Below are 15,221 nucleotides of genomic sequence, written 5' to 3' on the forward strand. Positions count from 1 at the left end.
TCAGCTGGTGATCAGTTGCGGCGCTCGCGCGCGGCGTACTCGGCCCAGAAGTCCCGCAGCTGCTCGTAGCGCTCGCTGACCTCGTCGCTGTCGCCGGCCTCCATCGCGTCGAGGATGGCGTGCACGTCCTCGGCCGAGGAGTCCGCCTCGACGACTTCGTCGGGCATCATCCGCACCAGACCGCCGTAGTCCAGCTCCACCGCCGAGTGCGGGTGGAAGTGCTCCAGCCACTTGCCCGTCTCCTTGAGCACCCGGGTGGGCCCCTCCTCGCCGAGGGACTGCTCGCACACCGAGTGCGCCCGCGCGACACGCCGCCGCGCGTCGGCCATGGCCGTGTGCCAGTAGACCCGCCTGCGCCCCTCGCGGGGAGCGACGCGCCGCTCGTCCGGGTCGACGAGCGCGAACCAGGGCAGCGGGATGCTCCACGTGGACGACAGGATGTGCACCACCGAGTCGGACAGCTCGTTGACCACGGCGCTCGCGCGCGCCTTGGCCTGCTCCGGCGAGACGGGCAGCGCCGCCGCGCGCAGCGGCTGCTCCGCCGAACCGAGGAAACCCACCAGCGCAGCGGCCGCGCGGCCGCGCAGGTCGAGCGGGCACACCAGCGGTCCCGGCCCCACGGTGGCGCTCGGCCCGCTGGGCACCTCCGCCGCGTCCAGCGCGAGCACGGGTTCACGGGCGCCGGCGCCGGGCAGCAGCTGCGGCGGCATCGTCAGCTGAGTGCGCAGCCACAGGCGCTGCTCGACCGTGCCCGCGTCGGCGGGATCCACAGCGCCTCGCTCGAGGGCGGTCACCGCCCGTTCCCGCTGTGACTCGTCGAGAGCGGACACGGGTTCGTACACCCTCAGGTAGGCGACGAACGGCTCTGGCACAGCGAGCATGGTGTCACGATCCGCCGCGGCCGCGCCGACCGGCCTCCGCGCCCGTGCGAGGCGGTTCACGCCCCGCCCGCGAGGCGGTTCACGCCCCGCGCGGGTGCGCGTGCGCGGTTGCTCGGTCAGCCTCGCCAGCAGCCGACGCGCGGGGCTCGCGCGAGCGCGCGTGCGGCTCCGCCCGCGAGGCCGGTTCGCGCCCCGCGCGGGGGCGCGTGTGAGGCGACGCGCCGGTGGTGGCCCGCCGACACGCCGAGCTCTTATGGTCGTTGTGGAACATCGGCCGAGTTCACGGTTGCGCGACCGGTCGGAGTGAGGTGTCACTCACGACACGGCCGCTCGCTGGCGGACACCACGTCGCGTAGAACCGGCTCGGCACGGTACGGTAGTTACAGGAAAAGTTGTCGAGATCAAGCGGGGCCGACGTTCCCCTGTCCGCCCCGCACACCCTGCGCGAGGGGGTCGAGCCATGGGGCGCGGCCGGGCTAAGGCCAAGCAGACGAAAGTGGCCCGCGAGCTTAAGTACAACTCCCCCGCCGTCGACATGGATGCGCTGCAGCGGGAGCTGTCCGCACAACGGTCTGGCGAGTGGTCCGACGAGGACCGCGACGACCCGTACGACGACGGGTACGACGACTACGACCGGCGCTGACGCACCCCCGACCACGCCGAACGCGCGGCGCCGGTGCGTCGTGCGACGGGTGGGGCGTGTGTCAACCGGGCGTGCACCCGGCCCGGCGTGAACTCGGCGGGCCGGCACAGCTCGTGGGTCTCCAGCACGTTCGGTGTGAGTGACGTTGCCGTCCCCGCGGCGACGTCACTCACATCTGTGCGTCACGCGGTCGCCGCGCAGCGGCCGTTCGCCATGCCTGCGGGGAAGCGCGCGTACCACCGCGCTGTGACGCGCGCACCGCCATCCGCATCCTCAACCGCTACCCCTCGGGGGTACCATCGTCCCCGGCGCTGGAAACGCTCGGAGGTGCGGGGATGCGGCGGGTCGCACTGCGCGCGGTGATGGTGCTGCTCCTCCCGCTCGGCGTGGTGCTCATGCACCAGGTGCCGCTTCCGGCGCTGCTCGGATCCCCCGCGGTCGCGGCGTCGCAGCACGCCGGTGCCGCCACCTCCGCGGTTCCACACCCCGCCGGAGGACCACGCGCCGAAGCGGTCGGGGGGAGTGCGCACCACCGGACGGGTGCGCTCCCAGCAGCGCACCCAGCGGGTGCGCACCCGGGTACCGAACCCCCGGCGGGTGCGCACCGGGACACGGGGCACCGGGACACGGGGCACCGGGACACCGCGGGCCAGAAGACCGGTCATCCAGCGGCAGCGGACCGGACCACCGCGCCCCCGGCAGCCGAGCACCGGGCCACCGATCCGGCCGGGACCACCGCGCACCGGCAGGCGGGGTGCGGATGGTTGCTGCACCTGTGCCTGGCGGTGCTCACCGCGGTGCTCGGAGCGTTCGCGCTGCGCAGGTTCGGCGTGCGCGTGGTGCCGCCCCGCGGACCGCCCGCGGCGCGGTCCCCGCGCGTGCCGCGCAGACCGCGACCGCCACCGCACCCGTACGTGCTGTGCGTGCTCCGACTGTGATGCCTTCGCTGATCACCCCCCTTCTGAACAGCGAGAACTTCACGATCGAGGAGCACGATGCATTCCAGGACCCGATTGCCGCTCATCGCCGCGCTCGCCGCGGCAGCCCTGCTCGGAGCCTCCTGCACGAACGCGGAGGCCCCGCCCGCCCCCGAGCGCAGCTCGGCGCAGCAGTCCGCGGCCTCCCCCGCCGACGTGACCTTCGCGCGGGGCATGGTGCCGCACCACGAGCAGGCCGTGGAGATGGCCGATCTCGTCCCGGCCCGCTCGGACGACCCGGCCATGACCGACCTGGCCGAACGGATCCGGCAGGCCCAGCAGCCGGAGATCGACCAGCTCGAGAGCTGGCTGGCCGCGTGGGGCGAGTCGGAGAGCACCGCGGACCCCTCCGGGCAGGAGCACCCGCGCGGTGAGCGCGGCTCGGACGGCAGCGCCGGAGCCCACGACGAGGGGCACGGCGCGGGCATGATGAGCGAGGCCGACATGGCCGAGCTGGAACGCGCCTCCGGCACCGCGTTCGACCGGATGTGGCTGGAGATGATGATCGAGCACCACCGCGGTGCGGTGGACATGGCCGAGGCCGAGCTGGCCGGTGGCACCCACCCGGGCGCCAGGAAGATGGCGCGGAGCATCATCGACGGCCAGCGCGCCGAGATCGACGAGATGCGGGGCATGCTCGACGCCGGCTGAGGCGCACCGGCTCCGCCGCGCGGGCACGCGCAGCGGGCCGGGTGCGGGGACGTGCGCCCCGCACCCGGCCCGGCGCCGGAGGGCACGACTGGTCGGGGTGCCGCGGGCCCCTGAACGCGGTCCGGCTAGAACCGCGGGTGGTCACCCCGCAGGACCACGCGGTCCTCCGCACCGGCCTCCTCGGCGGACGACTCCTTGGTCACCTCGCCGAGCACGTAGGCCGGGGTGTGCCGCGCGGTGAGCACCGCCAGCGCGCGGTCCACGTCCTCGGCGGTGACGACCGCGACCATGCCGATGCCCATGTTGAACGTCGCCTCCATCTCGGCGCGTTCGATCCGGCCGCGCTGGGAGATGAGCCCGAACACCGGCTCGGGCGTCCAGGCACCGCGGTCGAGGACGGCGGTGAGGCCGGCCGGCACGACCCGCCCGAGGTTCGCGGCGAGCCCGCCGCCGGTGACGTGCGCGAAGGTCCGCACGTTGGCCTCCGCGGCCAGCGCGAGGCAGTCCTTGGTGTAGATGCGGGTGGGTTCGAGCAGCTCCTCGCCGAGGGTGCGGCCGAACTCCTCGACGTGCCCCTCCAGCGGCATCCGCGCGGTGTCCAGCAGCACGTGGCGGGCCAGCGAGTAGCCGTTGGAGTGCAGCCCGGAGGCCCCCATGCCGATGACCACGTCGCCGGGGCGCACCCGCTCGGGGCCGAGCAGCTCCTCGGCCTCGACCACGCCCACGCCGGTGGCGGAGAGGTCGTACTCGCCCTGCCCCATCATCCCCGGGTGCTCGGCGGTCTCCCCGCCGAGCAGGGCGCATCCGGACTGCACGCAGCCCTCCGAGATGCCCTTGACCAGGTCCGCGACGCGCTGCGGGTCGACCTGCCCGGTGGCGATGTAGTCCTGCAGGAACAGCGGCTCGGCCCCGCAGACGACGAGGTCGTCGACCACCATGGCGACCAGGTCGATGCCCACCGTGTCGTGCACGTCCATGGCCTGGGCCACGGCGAGCTTCGTTCCCACGCCGTCGGTGGACGAGGCGAGGACGGGCTCGGTCCACCGGTCGAGTTTGAGCTGGAAGAGCCCGGCGAACCCGCCGAGCGAGCCGCGCACCTCCGGGCGCGTGGCGCGTTCGGCCCAGGGGCGCATCTGGGAGACGGCTTCATCACCGGCCTCGATGTTCACCCCGGCCGCCGCGTACGTGGCGTTCGAGTCTTCGGATCGGGCAGACCCAGCGAGCAGGTCTTCGGACACGACTAGCTCCACATCCTGGTGCGTGTTGTGCAGTTCACCGGACGGGTAGCACGGGTGGCGCCGCGGGAACACCCGCGCTGCGCCGCGCACGGCCGCCCGGTCGGGGTCAGGGCCGGCGAACGGCCTCGTGCGCTCCGTACCCGCTCGACCGCGTCGGCTCGGCCTCGCCGGAGACGCCGCGCTCGGCGCCGTCCATCGACTCCAGCAGGTGCTTGCCGAGCTGCGCCTCCTCCGGCAGCGGGATCGGGTACTGCCCGTCGAAGCAGGCCATGCACAGCCGGTTCGCCGGCTGCTCGGTGGCGGCGACCAGCCCGTCGGTGGAGATGTGGCCGAGGCTGTCCGCCCCGAGCGAGCGGCGCACCCCTTCCATGTCCGTCCCGTTGGCGATGAGCTCCGCGCGGGAGGCGAAGTCGATCCCGTAGAAGCAGGGCCACTTCACCGGCGGTGAGGCGATCCGCACGTGCACTTCCAGCGCCCCGGCTTCGCGCAGCATGCGCACCAGCGAGCGCTGGGTGTTGCCCCGCACGATCGAGTCGTCGACGACGACGAGGCGCTTGCCGCGGATCACGTCCCGCAGCGGGTTGAGCTTCAGGCGGATGCCCAGCTGGCGGATCGTCTGCGAGGGCTCGATGAACGTCCGGCCGACGTAGGAGTTCTTCACCAGCCCGTTGCCGAACGGCAGGCCGGATCCGCGGGCGTAGCCGACGGCGGCCGGGGTCCCCGACTCGGGCACGGGGATGACCAGGTCGGCCTCGGCCGGGTGCTCCTCGGCGAGGCGGCGCCCGATCTCCTCGCGGGTCGCGTGCACCGAGCGGCCGGCGATGCTCGTGTCCGGGCGGGCGAGGTAGACGTACTCGAACACGCAGCCCTTGGGCCGGGGGTTGGCGAAGCGCTGCGAGCGCAGTCCGGCCGAGTCGATGGCCAGCAGCTCGCCCGGCTCGACCTCGCGGACGAAGGACGCGCCGACGATGTCCAGAGCGGCGGTTTCGCTGGCGACGACCCAGCCGCGCTCCAGCCGGCCGAGCACCAGCGGGCGCACCCCGTGCGCGTCCCGCGCGGCGTAGAGGGTGGACTCGTCGCAGAACACCATGGAGAAGGCGCCGCGCAGGGTGGGGAACAGCTCCACGGCGGCCTGTTCCAGGCCCCGGTCCGCGGCGTTGCGCGCGAGCAGCGCGCACACGAGGTCGGTGTCGCTGGTGGCGCGGTTGCCGCTGGTCTGCGGCGCCGAGGCGTTGCCGACTTCGGTGTCGGTGCCGCGCACGCGGTCGAGCAGCTCGCTCGTGTTGACCAGGTTGCCGTTGTGCCCCAGCGCCAGGCCGGTGCCCGCTGCGGTGGTGCGGAAGGTGGGCTGGGCGTTCTCCCAGCTGGCGCCCCCGGTGGTGGAGTAGCGCGCGTGACCCACGCCGACGTGCCCGTTGAGCGAGGACAGCGTCTGCTCGTTGAACACCTGGCTGACCAGGCCGAGGTCCTTGTACACGAGCACCTGGGAGTCGTCGCCCACGGCGATGCCCGCAGCTTCCTGGCCGCGGTGCTGCAGGGCGTAGAGACCGTAGAAAGAGAGCTTCGCTACTTCTTCGCCGGGTGCCCACACGCCGAACACGCCGCACTCCTCGCGGGGAACGTCGGGCTGCTCGTGTCGGCTCTGGGGGTTCGGCTCGGGCGATGCTGACGTAGCAGACTGGTCGGTGACCACCGAAAAACTCCTTGCGGACGGAGCCCGAGTTACATCCGAAGTGTAATCAGCCCCTGCAGGGCCCGTGCGCCCCGGCGAGACGTGGTGGGTGTCTCATCTCGTGCCGGCGGCACCGGTGCGGGTTCGGACGTGCTCGGTTGTGCCGTTGTGCGCCCCGGTTCGCCGGGCGCCTCGGTTCAGCGTTCGCGCGGGTGCGCCCGGTCGGCCTCCACCCGCACCAGCGGGAGGAACCCGGACACGTCGGCTCGCGTCCCGGACGCGGTGAGCACCCCCTGGCTGCGGGCTTCGTCCCAGCTCAACAGGCCTGTGGCGAGCCGCAGCCAGGTGCGGGGGTCGGTCTCCACGACGTTCGGCGGGGTCCCGCGCGTGTGCCGGGGTCCTGCCATGCACTGTACGGCGGAGTACGGGGGTACGCGTACCTCGACGGTGTTGCCGGGGGCGATCTGCGCGAGCGCGCGCAGGCTCAGGCGCACGGCCGATGCCGCGGTCGAGCGCGGCACCTCGGCCTCCGGGTCCACCAGCCACGGCGCGACCGACTCGGCGGCGGCGCGGAGTTCCTCGGGGTCGACGCGACGTGCGGGCACGGCCCGAGCGTACCGAGGTGGCGCCGCGGGCGCGTCCGAGCCCTGCCCTCCTGCACCGGGGGTGTGTGCACGTCTCGAGACGTGGACATGCCCCGCTGCCCTCACAGCCAGCCGAGCTTGACCGCCTGCACGCCCGCCTGGAACCGGGTCTCCACGCCGAGCCGGGCGATCAGGTCCCGCACCCGCCGGTGCGCCGTGCGCGGGCTGTAACCCATGAGCCTGCCGATCGTCTCGTCCGTGGCCCCCGAGGCCAGCAGTGACAGGATCCACCGCTCCTCGTCGGTGGGATCCATCTCACCGCCCAGGTCCTGCTCACCGGTGAACGGCGCGGCGAACCGCCACAGGTCGTCGAAGATCCGGCCGAGCGCGGCGAGCATCGCCGAGCCGCGGACGACGATGGAGCTCTCCACGGTGGATTCGCTGAGCATCAGCGGCATCAGCGCGACCTCGTCGTCGATGACGAGGAGCTTCGTCGGCGCCATGTGCAGCACCCGCGCCTCCTCGCCCTGGGAGACGAGCTTCGTGGTGATGTCCAGCTGCGGCGGCCGGGCCAGCGCCGCGCGGTCGTAGAGGACCTGGTACCGCACTCCCTCGGCGAGCTTGCGCGATTCGAGGGTGTCGAGCGTGCCCGTCGCCGAGTACGGCGGTTTGGCCACGCCCCGCACCCGGTGGGCGGCGTGCAGCTGCAGCTCGTAGGCCACGCACCCGATGCGCTTCGCCCCCTGCACCACCTGGATCACACCGTTGCCGGGCGCCTTGCGCACCGGCTCCCGCGAGGCGGGCGGGTCGCCGCTCTCCTCGGCGAGCCCCGCACCGGGACCGGGCTCGGCCCGCAGCGCCGCAGCCCCGGCGCGCCCGCCGGCGGTGACCGCCGGTGCCTCCGCCCGGGCCGGAGGCGCCGCGCCGCCGGGTCGGGGCGGCCCCTCGGCGGGAGAGAGTCCTTCAGTTCCGGACATCCCGCATACCCCCTCGTCGACGCGGTGACCGCGTCGAGCGCGGTTGCACGATCACCCCGCGGCCACGCCACCCCCCAGCGGCGGACACCGCGGGAACAACGTAATCCGCACGTCCGCCCACCGGAACCGGGTTCCTCCGGAAGAAACCCGGCTGTTCGGTGAAAGCCACCCGACGGATCAATCGCTTCGGCTGAACGAGCGATGGCGGAATACGGGCAAGAAAATGCGGACCCCTTCCGGAAAAGGGGTCCGCATTCTATTCCGGTGCTCTCACAGATCGCCGATCTGCAGCAGGTCGGCGACCGTGCCCTGCGGCGCGCCCTGGATGACGCCGCTGGCCGCCTGGCCCTCCAGGCCGGAGATCACGTCCGCGGGCGCGGCGCCCGGGTTCGCCTGCAGGTACAGCGCGCCCACGCCGGCGACGTGCGGGCTGGCCATGGACGTGCCGCTCAGCGTGTCGGTGCCGCCGCCGGGGACGGTGGAGACGATGTCCACACCCGGGGCGTACCCGTTCACCGGGGAGCCGAAGTTGCTGAACTGGGCGTGGTTGTCCTGGTCGTCGGAGGCCGCCGTGGTGTACACGCCCTCGGCGCGGGCCGGGGAGACGTTGTTGGCGTCCTGGCTCTCGTTGCCGGCCGCGACGGACAGGAACACGCCGGAGTCCACCAGCGAGGTCGCCGCCTCGTCGAGGGCCGGGTCCGCGGGACCGCCGAGCGACATGTTCGCCACGGACGGGCCGCTGGCGTTCTGCGCCACCCAGTCCATGCCCTCGACGATGTCCTCGGTGGTGCCCTGGCCCTGGTCGTTGAGCACCTTCACGCCGACGAGCTCGGTGCCCTGGGCCACGCCGTAGGTGTCGCTGCCGATCGTGCCGGCCACGTGCGTGCCGTGGCCCTGGCGGTCCACGCCGTCGCCGCCGGTCGCGTCGTAGCCGATCTGCGCGCGCCCGCCGAAGTCGGGGTGCTCGGGGTCGATGCCGGTGTCGATGATGTAGGAGGTCACGCCCTGCCCGTCACCGTTGGGGGCGTAGGTGCCGTCCAGCGGCAGCTCCGGCTGGTCGATCCGGTCCAGCCCCCAGGAGCCGACCTGCTGGCCCGTGGGCGCTTCCACCTCGATCTGGTAGCTCTGCGAGACGTCCTGCACCTTGTCGCTGTGGCGCACCCGGTTGAGCTCCGCGGAGCTCAGCTGCGCGGAGAAGCCGTTGACCGCCTCGTCGTAGGTGTGCCGCGCGTCGACCCCGAGCTCCTCGGCCACGCCCTGCGGGGAGACGCCGTCGTTGAGGTTGACGATGAACACGTTGGAGGCGCCGGACTGGCTCTGCGCCTGCGGGTGCAACTTGAGCGGGGCGGGATCCCCGTCAGGAGCTGCGTTGGCCGGAGCGCCGGCGAGCGCGAGCGCAGCGGTGGCCACGCCGGCCCCGGCTCCCGTGAGCAGCCTTCTCATGTCCCCTCCTTGAGCACCACCCCTGGCGAGGCGGTTCTCGACTGCGTTGGCAGGCGGAACGTAACCAGGGGAATCGCGGTCACGGGCGGGATTGGCGTGTTTGTGCCACTCGTTCCGGTGATCGTCAGCACCCTTTCCGGCGAGTGGAGGCATCCCCGTTCGGAAAAAAGCAGCCAAATCGGATGAAACCGCCGAATGCGCGCACCGCGCCGGATTTCCCCTCCGCCGTTCGTCGGTTCCCACCGCGCATTCCCGCGCCCGCCGGCGTTCCGCGGCACCGGGCTGGTCCGCGGCACCGGGGGTCGGGGCACCGGCGGGTCCGCGGACGGACGGCCTCACCCGGCGGCGCGGGCCGAGCCGGCCCTCCCGGGCGCGCGATCACCGGTGCGCAGCGGTGATCAGGTCACATCGGACAGCCGGCGTAACCGCGCCCGCACCTGCGCGACGTGCTCCCGCGCGGAATCGCTGTCGACGTGCGCGTCCAGCGTCGGCTCGGTGTCGCGCTGCCGCGGCACCAGCCCGTGCGCCCGGCCGTAGTACAAGTACAGCGCCCGTTCCTGGGCGAGGGTGAGATCACCCGCGGACAGGTCCATCCGCGGCGCGCGCCGCACCGCCGCCTTGCTCACCGCGACGGTGAGCGTGTCCCCGTCGAAGGCCGCCCCGTCCAGCGGGACGAAGCTCTCGTTCGTCCCGAACAGGCCTGTTTGGACAGTGATCCAGGTCGGCTGCTCGGTCCTGTCGTCCAGGAACAGCTGACCGACGATGCCGATCCGGTGACCCGCGGGGTCGAACACCTCGCAGCCGTACAGCCGCAGCGCCTCGCTCTGCCCGATCATGCTGCCTCCCCCTCGCCCCGCGCTGCCCCCAGTCTGCCCGCCGCACCGCACCGCGGCATGCCGCAGATGGTGTGTTCCGCTCGTCGCGCGGTGCCCCCGCACCGTCCACTCACCACAGTTGGTGAACCGGACCGGCACGCGGGCACACTCGAACGACCGAGTCACCGCTCGGGCGACTCACGAACCGTTACCCACCGGAGCGAGCATGCCGCACATCCCACCGATCACCGACGCCATGCGCACCTACGCGCGCGAGCACCCCGACAGCTGGCTGTACCTGGTCGACCCGGCCCACCAGGACGATCCCGACCCGCCGGCGCACGCCGTGATCGGCGCCTACCGCATCCGCCCCGACGGCGCGCTCGACGAGCGGTTCCACGCCAACGACGCCTACCGCCCCTCGGAGCTGGCCTCGGCGCGGCTGGAGCCGAGCACCGAACTGGAGCGCGTCCTGCTGAGCATCTCCGACGGCCAGGCCGCCGAGGACGCGCTGCCCGCCGCCGTGCTGCGCGACCGGGTGCTGCTGTACGCGGCCTCGCCCGCCGACACCACCGTCTACACCGCGGAGATGTCCGACGGCACGCACCTGGTGCCCGCGTGCACCTCACCCGCCCGCGTGCCGGCGTCCTGGCCCGCCTCCCGCACCGTGCCCGGGCGCGCCCTGCCGGACCTGCTCGACGGCCGCGACCTCGGGCTCAACCTCGACGACCCGATCCAAGCGGTGATCCCGCACCGCCTGCTGCGCGAGGCGGCCGGGCCCGGCAGGTGACGCGGGTGCCGCGCGGGCGACGGGCGGGCCGCGGGTTGCCGGGTGCGCCTACTCTCGTGGGGATGGCATCCGATCAGCCCAGCGACCCGGCCCCGATCGATCCGGCCCCCATCGAGCACTACGCCCTGCTCGGCGACCTGCGGACAGCGGCGCTGGTCAGCCGCGACGGGTCGATCGACTGGCTGTGCCTGCCGCGGTTCGACTCCCCGTCGTGCTTCAGCCGCCTGCTCGGCACCCCGGACGACGGGCACTGGCGGATCGCCCCGACCGCCGAGGTCACCGCCGTCGAGCGCGCCTACCGGGCGGACACGCTCGTGCTCGACACCGACATGCGCACCGCCGGCGGCACGATCAGGATCACCGACTGCATGCCGCCGCGGCAGGGGCGCGAGGACGGGCCGCCCTGCGTGATCCGCACGGTCACCGGGCTGCGCGGCACCGTCGGGATCGGCATGGAGTGGGTGCTGCGGTTCGCCTACGCCGACGCGACGCCGTGGGTGCGCCGCGTGCACGCGACCGAGCCCGTGCCGGACGAGTACGTCCTCGCCGTCGCCGGTCCGCACTCGGTCGTGCTCCGCGGCGACGTGCTGCCCCGCGCCCGCCCCGGGCAGCGCGCGCACGAGCTCGCGCTCACCGTGCGCGAGGGCGAGCAGTACACGTGGACCATGCAGTGGTCCGACGACCCGGACCAGCTGCCCGCCCCGCCCGCGCCGCGCGCCGCCGTCGGCGACACCGTGCGCTTCTGGCGCGACTGGAGCGAGCGCATCGTCTACACCGGTCCGCACCGGCAGGCCGTCCGCCGCTCCCTGCTCACCCTCAAGGCGCTCACCTACGCCCCCACCGGCGGCATCGTCGCCGCCCCCACCACCTCGCTGCCCGAGTCCTTCGAGGGCGACCGCAACTGGGACTACCGCTACTGCTGGCTGCGCGACGCCACGTTCGTGCTGCTCGCGCTGGAGAACTTCGGCTGCCAGCAGGAGGCGCGGCAGTGGCGGCAGTGGCTGCTGCGCAGCGTCGCCGGCGACCCCGCCGACCTGCAGGTCGCCTACGGGGTGGGCGGCGAGCGGCACCTGCTCGAGTGGCAGGTCGACTGGCTGCGCGGCTACCAGGGGCGCGGGCCGGTGCGCGTCGGCAACGACGCCTACCGGCAGCGCCAGCTCGACGTCTACGGCGAGATCCTCGACGCGCTGCACTTCGCGCGGGAGCGCGGCCTCGAGGAGAGCGAACCCGCCTGGGCGCTGCAGCGCGGCATCCTGCGGCACGTCGAGCAGGTCTGGCGCGAGCCCGACCGCGGCCTGTGGGAGGTGCGCGGCCCCGCCCGCCACTTCACGCACTCGCGGGTGCTGCTGTGGGTCGCCTTCGACCGGGCCGTGCGCGCCGTCGAGGAGGACGGGCTGAGCGGTCCGGTGCAGCGCTGGCGCGAGCTGCGCGACCAGCTGCACGCCGAGGTGCTCGAACACGGCTGGAACCCGGACGTCGGCGCGTTCACCCAGTACTACGGCGGAACCGAGCTCGACGCGGCGACCCTGCTCCTGCCCGCGGTGGGATTCCTGCCCGGCGAGGACGAGCGGGTGCGCAGCACCGTCCGCGCCGTGCAGCGGCGGCTGCAGCGGTCCAACGGGCTCGTCGACCGCTACGACACGAGCGGTCCCCGCTCGCACGAGGTCGACGGGCTCGCCGCCGAGGAGGGGTCGTTCCTCGCCTGCTCGTTCTGGCTCGTCGACGCCCTGGCCGCCATCGGTGAGCGCGCGGAGGCGACCGAGCTGTTCGACCGGCTCGTCGGCCTGTCCAACGACCTCGGCCTGTACGCCGAGGAGTACGACGAGCAGGCCGGCCGGTTCACCGGCAACTACCCGCAGGCGTTCACGCACCTGGCGCTGGTGAACTCGGCGGCGGTGCTCTACGGGGGCATCGCCCGCGGCCAGTCCGACCGCCGCACGCGCGCAGCGGAGTCCGCCGGCCGGACCTAGTGCCGGGTGCCGGGCTTGCGGTGCTCGGCGATGAACTCGCGCAGGTCCTGCGCACCGCACGGGCGGGCGAAGAAGTAGCCCTGCCCCGTCTCGCAGCCGATGCTGGTCACGCGGCGCGCCTGCGCGTGCGTCTCCACCCCCTCGGCGGTGACGGTCAGCCCGAGCGTGTGCGCGAGGTCCACGAGGGTGCCCACCAGCCGCGCGTCCACCGGGTCGGCGCGCTCCGCATCGCGCAGGCCCTCCATGAACGAGCCGGCGATCTTGAGCTCGTGCACCGGCAGGTGCCGCAGGTAGGCCAGGTTCGAGTAGCCGGTGCCGAAGTCGTCGATCGCGATGCGCACCCCCATCTCGGACAGGGCCCGCAGCGCCTCCAGCGGCTTGTCCGCGGTGCTCATGACCGCGCTCTCGGTCACCTCCAGCTGCAGCCGGGCGGGGGCGAGCCCGGTCTCCTCGAGGATGCTGATCACGTCGTCGAGCAGCCCGGGGTCGCGCGTCTGCCGCACGGCGAGGTTGACGCTCACGAACGGCGCGGAGGCGCCGAAGGCGCGGTACCACTGCTGCGCTTCCAGGCACGCCTGCCGCAGCACCCAGCGCCCGAGGGAGACGATCAGCCCGGTCTCCTCGGCCAGCCCGATGAACTCGCCCGGCCCGAGCCGGCCCAGTTCGGGGTGCTGCCAGCGCACGAGCGCCTCGGCCCCGACCACGTCGGTCTCCCGCAGGCCCATCAGCGGTTGGTACTCCACCCGGAACTCGCCGTTCTCCAGGGCCGCGGGCATCGTCGCGGACAGGTGGAACTGCGCCACCTCGGTGGCGTTGCGCTCCGGGTCGAACAGGGCCCAGCGGCGCTTGCCGTCGTTCTTCGCCCAGTACAGCGTCACGTCGGCGTCCCGCATGAGCTCGGAGGCCGACTGGCCGCCGAGCGGGCGCTCCACGATGCCGATGCTCGCGGAGATCGACAGCTCGTGCCCGCCGATGCGGATGGGGTCCTCCAGGGCCTCCAGCACCGCGTCGGCGTACTCGACGGCCTGCTCGGTGCCGGCGGAGCGCTGCACGAGCAGCACGAACTCGTCGCCGCCCATCCGCGCCACCAAGCAGCCGTCCGCAGCACCGCCCTCCCCGGGAGCGCTCCCCTCGACGCCGGCCCCCTCCCGGTCGGCCTCCCCCGGGCTGTTGCCGTGCACCGCCGCGCGGATGCGTTCGCCGACGGTGATGAGCAGCTCGTCGCCGACGTGGTGGCCGAGGCTGTCGTTGATGACCTTGAACCCGTCGAGGTCCATGTAGCACAGCGCGATCCGCTCACCGGGGTCGTGATCGGTGAGCACCGCGTTGATCCGGTCGAGGAACAGCGCCCGGTTCGGCAGCGCGGTCAGCGGGTCGTGCATCGCCTGGTGCCGCAGGCGCTCCTGCAGTTCCCGCTGCTCGGTGATGTCCTCGATCATGACCACCTGGTACAGCGGGTAGCCCTGCTCGCTGCGCACGAGCGAGACGATCATCTCGGTCCACACGGTCCCGCCGTCGGGCCGGTTGAACTGCTTCTCCACCCGGTACTGGTCGCGCTCGCCCCGGACGAGCTCCTCGTACCAGTGCCACAGGTCCGGCGTGTCCGCCGGGTGGACCAGGTCGGACACGGACATCGCGCGCAGCTGGTCGTCGGAGCGGTCGAGGATGCGTCGCAGCGAAGCGTTGACCTCGAGCAGCTGGCCGCGCATGTCGGCGATGCCGATGCCGAGCGCGGCCTCGCTGAAGATGGCCCGGAAGCGGGCCTCGCTGGTGCGCAGCGCCTGCTCCACGGCATCGCGCGCGTCGAGCACGGCCTGCCGGATGGCTTCCTGCTCGTCGAGGGTGCGTTTGCGGGAGGCCTGCAGGAATCCCGAGCAGACGGCGCCCTGCAGTTCGGCGATGCGCTCGGCCACCGCCCGCCGCGGCCCGGCGGCCGCGTCGTCCGCCCCGCTCCCACCCGCCGCGGCGCCGATCAGCGCGGGGAACTCGGTGGCCAGCAGCTGCACGGTGCAGACCAGCGAGTGGGAGTTGGTGAAGTGCGCGCCGACGAGGTCGGAACCCACCTCCTGGGCGGCGCGCGTGTCGACCGGGTCGGCGAGCACCGCGTCCACGAGGCGGTCGGTGAAGGCCTGCAGCCGCTCGGTGACCTCGGACCCGGTCATGGGCACGTAGCTGGTGCTGAGCACCTCCTGAGCCCACTTCGTGGCGAACCGCTCGCGCTCGGCCCGGCTCACGTGCGTCGCCACCTCCCAAGCGTGGACCGCGGGCGCCGTTCTCCGGGTCATGCGTGGCGCGCCCCTCCACTCGTCGTCACCAGGGCCGTCTTCGTGTGGAGCATACGACCGTTCAGCCCAAGCGTCGAGCACGGACAGCACTCGCTGTAATCGACGCAACCCCGGACAACACAGCTGTCGCCCGGCCATCGCAGTTGTTCATCACGCTGCGCGTCAACTCGCCCGACCGGGGAACACCGCCCGCGCCGCGCGCTCGCCGCGCGTTGCGCTGCACGGGGACGATCTCCGGCGCACCCCCCGCCCCGCGCGCTCCGCGGACGGCCAATCCTCCGGAACGCCGCTCCGA

At 73.3% G+C, this 15,221-nt stretch carries 13 protein-coding genes; 5 read left to right on the forward strand and 8 right to left on the reverse strand.

Annotated features, from left to right (window positions below; all coding sequences use genetic code 11):
• Positions 1–11 precede the first annotated feature (11 nt).
• Complete coding sequence (locus tag ACVGV0_RS22170) at positions 12–881, reverse strand: hypothetical protein (protein ID WP_459157613.1); 870 nt, start codon at positions 879–881, stop codon at positions 12–14.
• A 460-nt stretch (positions 882–1,341) separates the two neighbouring features.
• On the opposite strand from ACVGV0_RS22170, the gene ACVGV0_RS22175 reads away from it, so the two are divergent.
• The 3 genes from ACVGV0_RS22175 (at position 1,342) to ACVGV0_RS22185 (ending at position 3,152) form a co-directional block, all read left to right on the forward strand.
• Positions 1,342–1,524: a DUF3073 domain-containing protein gene (locus ACVGV0_RS22175; protein WP_459157614.1), complete on the forward strand. Its 183-nt coding sequence runs from the start codon at positions 1,342–1,344 to the stop codon at positions 1,522–1,524.
• A 335-nt stretch (positions 1,525–1,859) separates the two neighbouring features.
• On the forward strand, positions 1,860–2,462 hold the full coding sequence (locus ACVGV0_RS22180) for a hypothetical protein (RefSeq protein ID WP_459157615.1): 603 nt from the start codon (positions 1,860–1,862) through the stop codon (positions 2,460–2,462).
• Positions 2,463–2,519: 57 nt separating this feature from the next.
• Positions 2,520–3,152 carry a DUF305 domain-containing protein gene (locus ACVGV0_RS22185; RefSeq protein ID WP_459157616.1) on the forward strand — a complete coding sequence of 211 codons (633 nt, stop codon included), beginning with the start codon at positions 2,520–2,522 and terminating at the stop codon, positions 3,150–3,152.
• A gap of 125 nt (positions 3,153–3,277) precedes the next feature.
• Here the strand turns inward: ACVGV0_RS22185 and purM are convergent, their stop codons facing one another.
• The 6 genes from purM to ACVGV0_RS22215 form a co-directional block, all read right to left on the reverse strand.
• Complete coding sequence (gene purM, locus ACVGV0_RS22190; RefSeq protein ID WP_459157617.1) at positions 3,278–4,390, reverse strand: phosphoribosylformylglycinamidine cyclo-ligase; 1,113 nt, start codon at positions 4,388–4,390, stop codon at positions 3,278–3,280.
• 106 nt (positions 4,391–4,496) lie between these two features.
• Entirely contained in the window at positions 4,497–6,083 is a 1,587-nt protein-coding gene (purF, locus tag ACVGV0_RS22195) for an amidophosphoribosyltransferase (protein ID WP_459157618.1), read from the reverse strand.
• A 176-nt stretch (positions 6,084–6,259) separates the two neighbouring features.
• Positions 6,260–6,667: a sterol carrier family protein gene (locus ACVGV0_RS22200; protein ID WP_459157619.1), complete on the reverse strand. Its 408-nt coding sequence runs from the start codon at positions 6,665–6,667 to the stop codon at positions 6,260–6,262.
• 101 nt (positions 6,668–6,768) lie between these two features.
• Entirely contained in the window at positions 6,769–7,623 is an 855-nt protein-coding gene (locus tag ACVGV0_RS22205; protein ID WP_459157620.1) for a DNA-binding response regulator, read from the reverse strand.
• Positions 7,624–7,893: 270 nt separating this feature from the next.
• Positions 7,894–9,066 (reverse strand): S8 family peptidase, encoded by a 1,173-nt coding sequence (locus ACVGV0_RS22210; protein WP_459157621.1) that lies wholly within the window; start codon positions 9,064–9,066, stop codon positions 7,894–7,896.
• A 398-nt stretch (positions 9,067–9,464) separates the two neighbouring features.
• Positions 9,465–9,902, reverse strand: a complete 438-nt coding sequence (locus ACVGV0_RS22215) for a PRC-barrel domain-containing protein (protein WP_459157622.1) — start codon at positions 9,900–9,902, stop codon at positions 9,465–9,467.
• A gap of 205 nt (positions 9,903–10,107) precedes the next feature.
• On the opposite strand from ACVGV0_RS22215, the gene ACVGV0_RS22220 reads away from it, so the two are divergent.
• Positions 10,108–10,671, forward strand: coding sequence for a type VII secretion system-associated protein (locus ACVGV0_RS22220; RefSeq protein WP_459157623.1), 564 nt, complete (start codon positions 10,108–10,110; stop codon positions 10,669–10,671).
• Between the two features lie 62 nt (positions 10,672–10,733).
• Complete coding sequence (locus ACVGV0_RS22225) at positions 10,734–12,641, forward strand: glycoside hydrolase family 15 protein (RefSeq protein WP_459157624.1); 1,908 nt, start codon at positions 10,734–10,736, stop codon at positions 12,639–12,641.
• On the opposite strand, the gene ACVGV0_RS22230 is transcribed toward ACVGV0_RS22225, so the two are convergent.
• Positions 12,638–14,926: a putative bifunctional diguanylate cyclase/phosphodiesterase gene (locus tag ACVGV0_RS22230; RefSeq protein ID WP_459157625.1), complete on the reverse strand. Its 2,289-nt coding sequence runs from the start codon at positions 14,924–14,926 to the stop codon at positions 12,638–12,640. The genes ACVGV0_RS22225 and ACVGV0_RS22230 overlap by 4 nt on opposite strands.
• Positions 14,927–15,221: the final 295 nt, after the last annotated feature.

It is taken from the genome of Salinifilum ghardaiensis (genome assembly GCF_054491345.1).

Bases quoted from the DNA above. Each gene is read 5' to 3' on its own strand.
- ACVGV0_RS22170 (WP_459157613.1), bottom strand. From the start codon at position 881: ATGCTCGCTGTGCCAGAGCCGTTCGTCGCCTACCTGAGGGTGTACGAA.
- ACVGV0_RS22175 (WP_459157614.1), top strand. From the start codon at position 1,342: ATGGGGCGCGGCCGGGCTAAGGCCAAGCAGACGAAAGTGGCCCGCGAG.
- ACVGV0_RS22180 (WP_459157615.1), top strand. From the start codon at position 1,860: ATGCGGCGGGTCGCACTGCGCGCGGTGATGGTGCTGCTCCTCCCGCTC.
- ACVGV0_RS22185 (WP_459157616.1), top strand. From the start codon at position 2,520: ATGCATTCCAGGACCCGATTGCCGCTCATCGCCGCGCTCGCCGCGGCA.
- ACVGV0_RS22205 (WP_459157620.1), bottom strand. From the start codon at position 7,623: ATGTCCGGAACTGAAGGACTCTCTCCCGCCGAGGGGCCGCCCCGACCC.
- ACVGV0_RS22210 (WP_459157621.1), bottom strand. From the start codon at position 9,066: ATGAGAAGGCTGCTCACGGGAGCCGGGGCCGGCGTGGCCACCGCTGCG.
- ACVGV0_RS22215 (WP_459157622.1), bottom strand. From the start codon at position 9,902: ATGATCGGGCAGAGCGAGGCGCTGCGGCTGTACGGCTGCGAGGTGTTC.
- ACVGV0_RS22220 (WP_459157623.1), top strand. From the start codon at position 10,108: ATGCCGCACATCCCACCGATCACCGACGCCATGCGCACCTACGCGCGC.
- ACVGV0_RS22225 (WP_459157624.1), top strand. From the start codon at position 10,734: ATGGCATCCGATCAGCCCAGCGACCCGGCCCCGATCGATCCGGCCCCC.
- ACVGV0_RS22230 (WP_459157625.1), bottom strand. From the start codon at position 14,926: ATGACCCGGAGAACGGCGCCCGCGGTCCACGCTTGGGAGGTGGCGACG.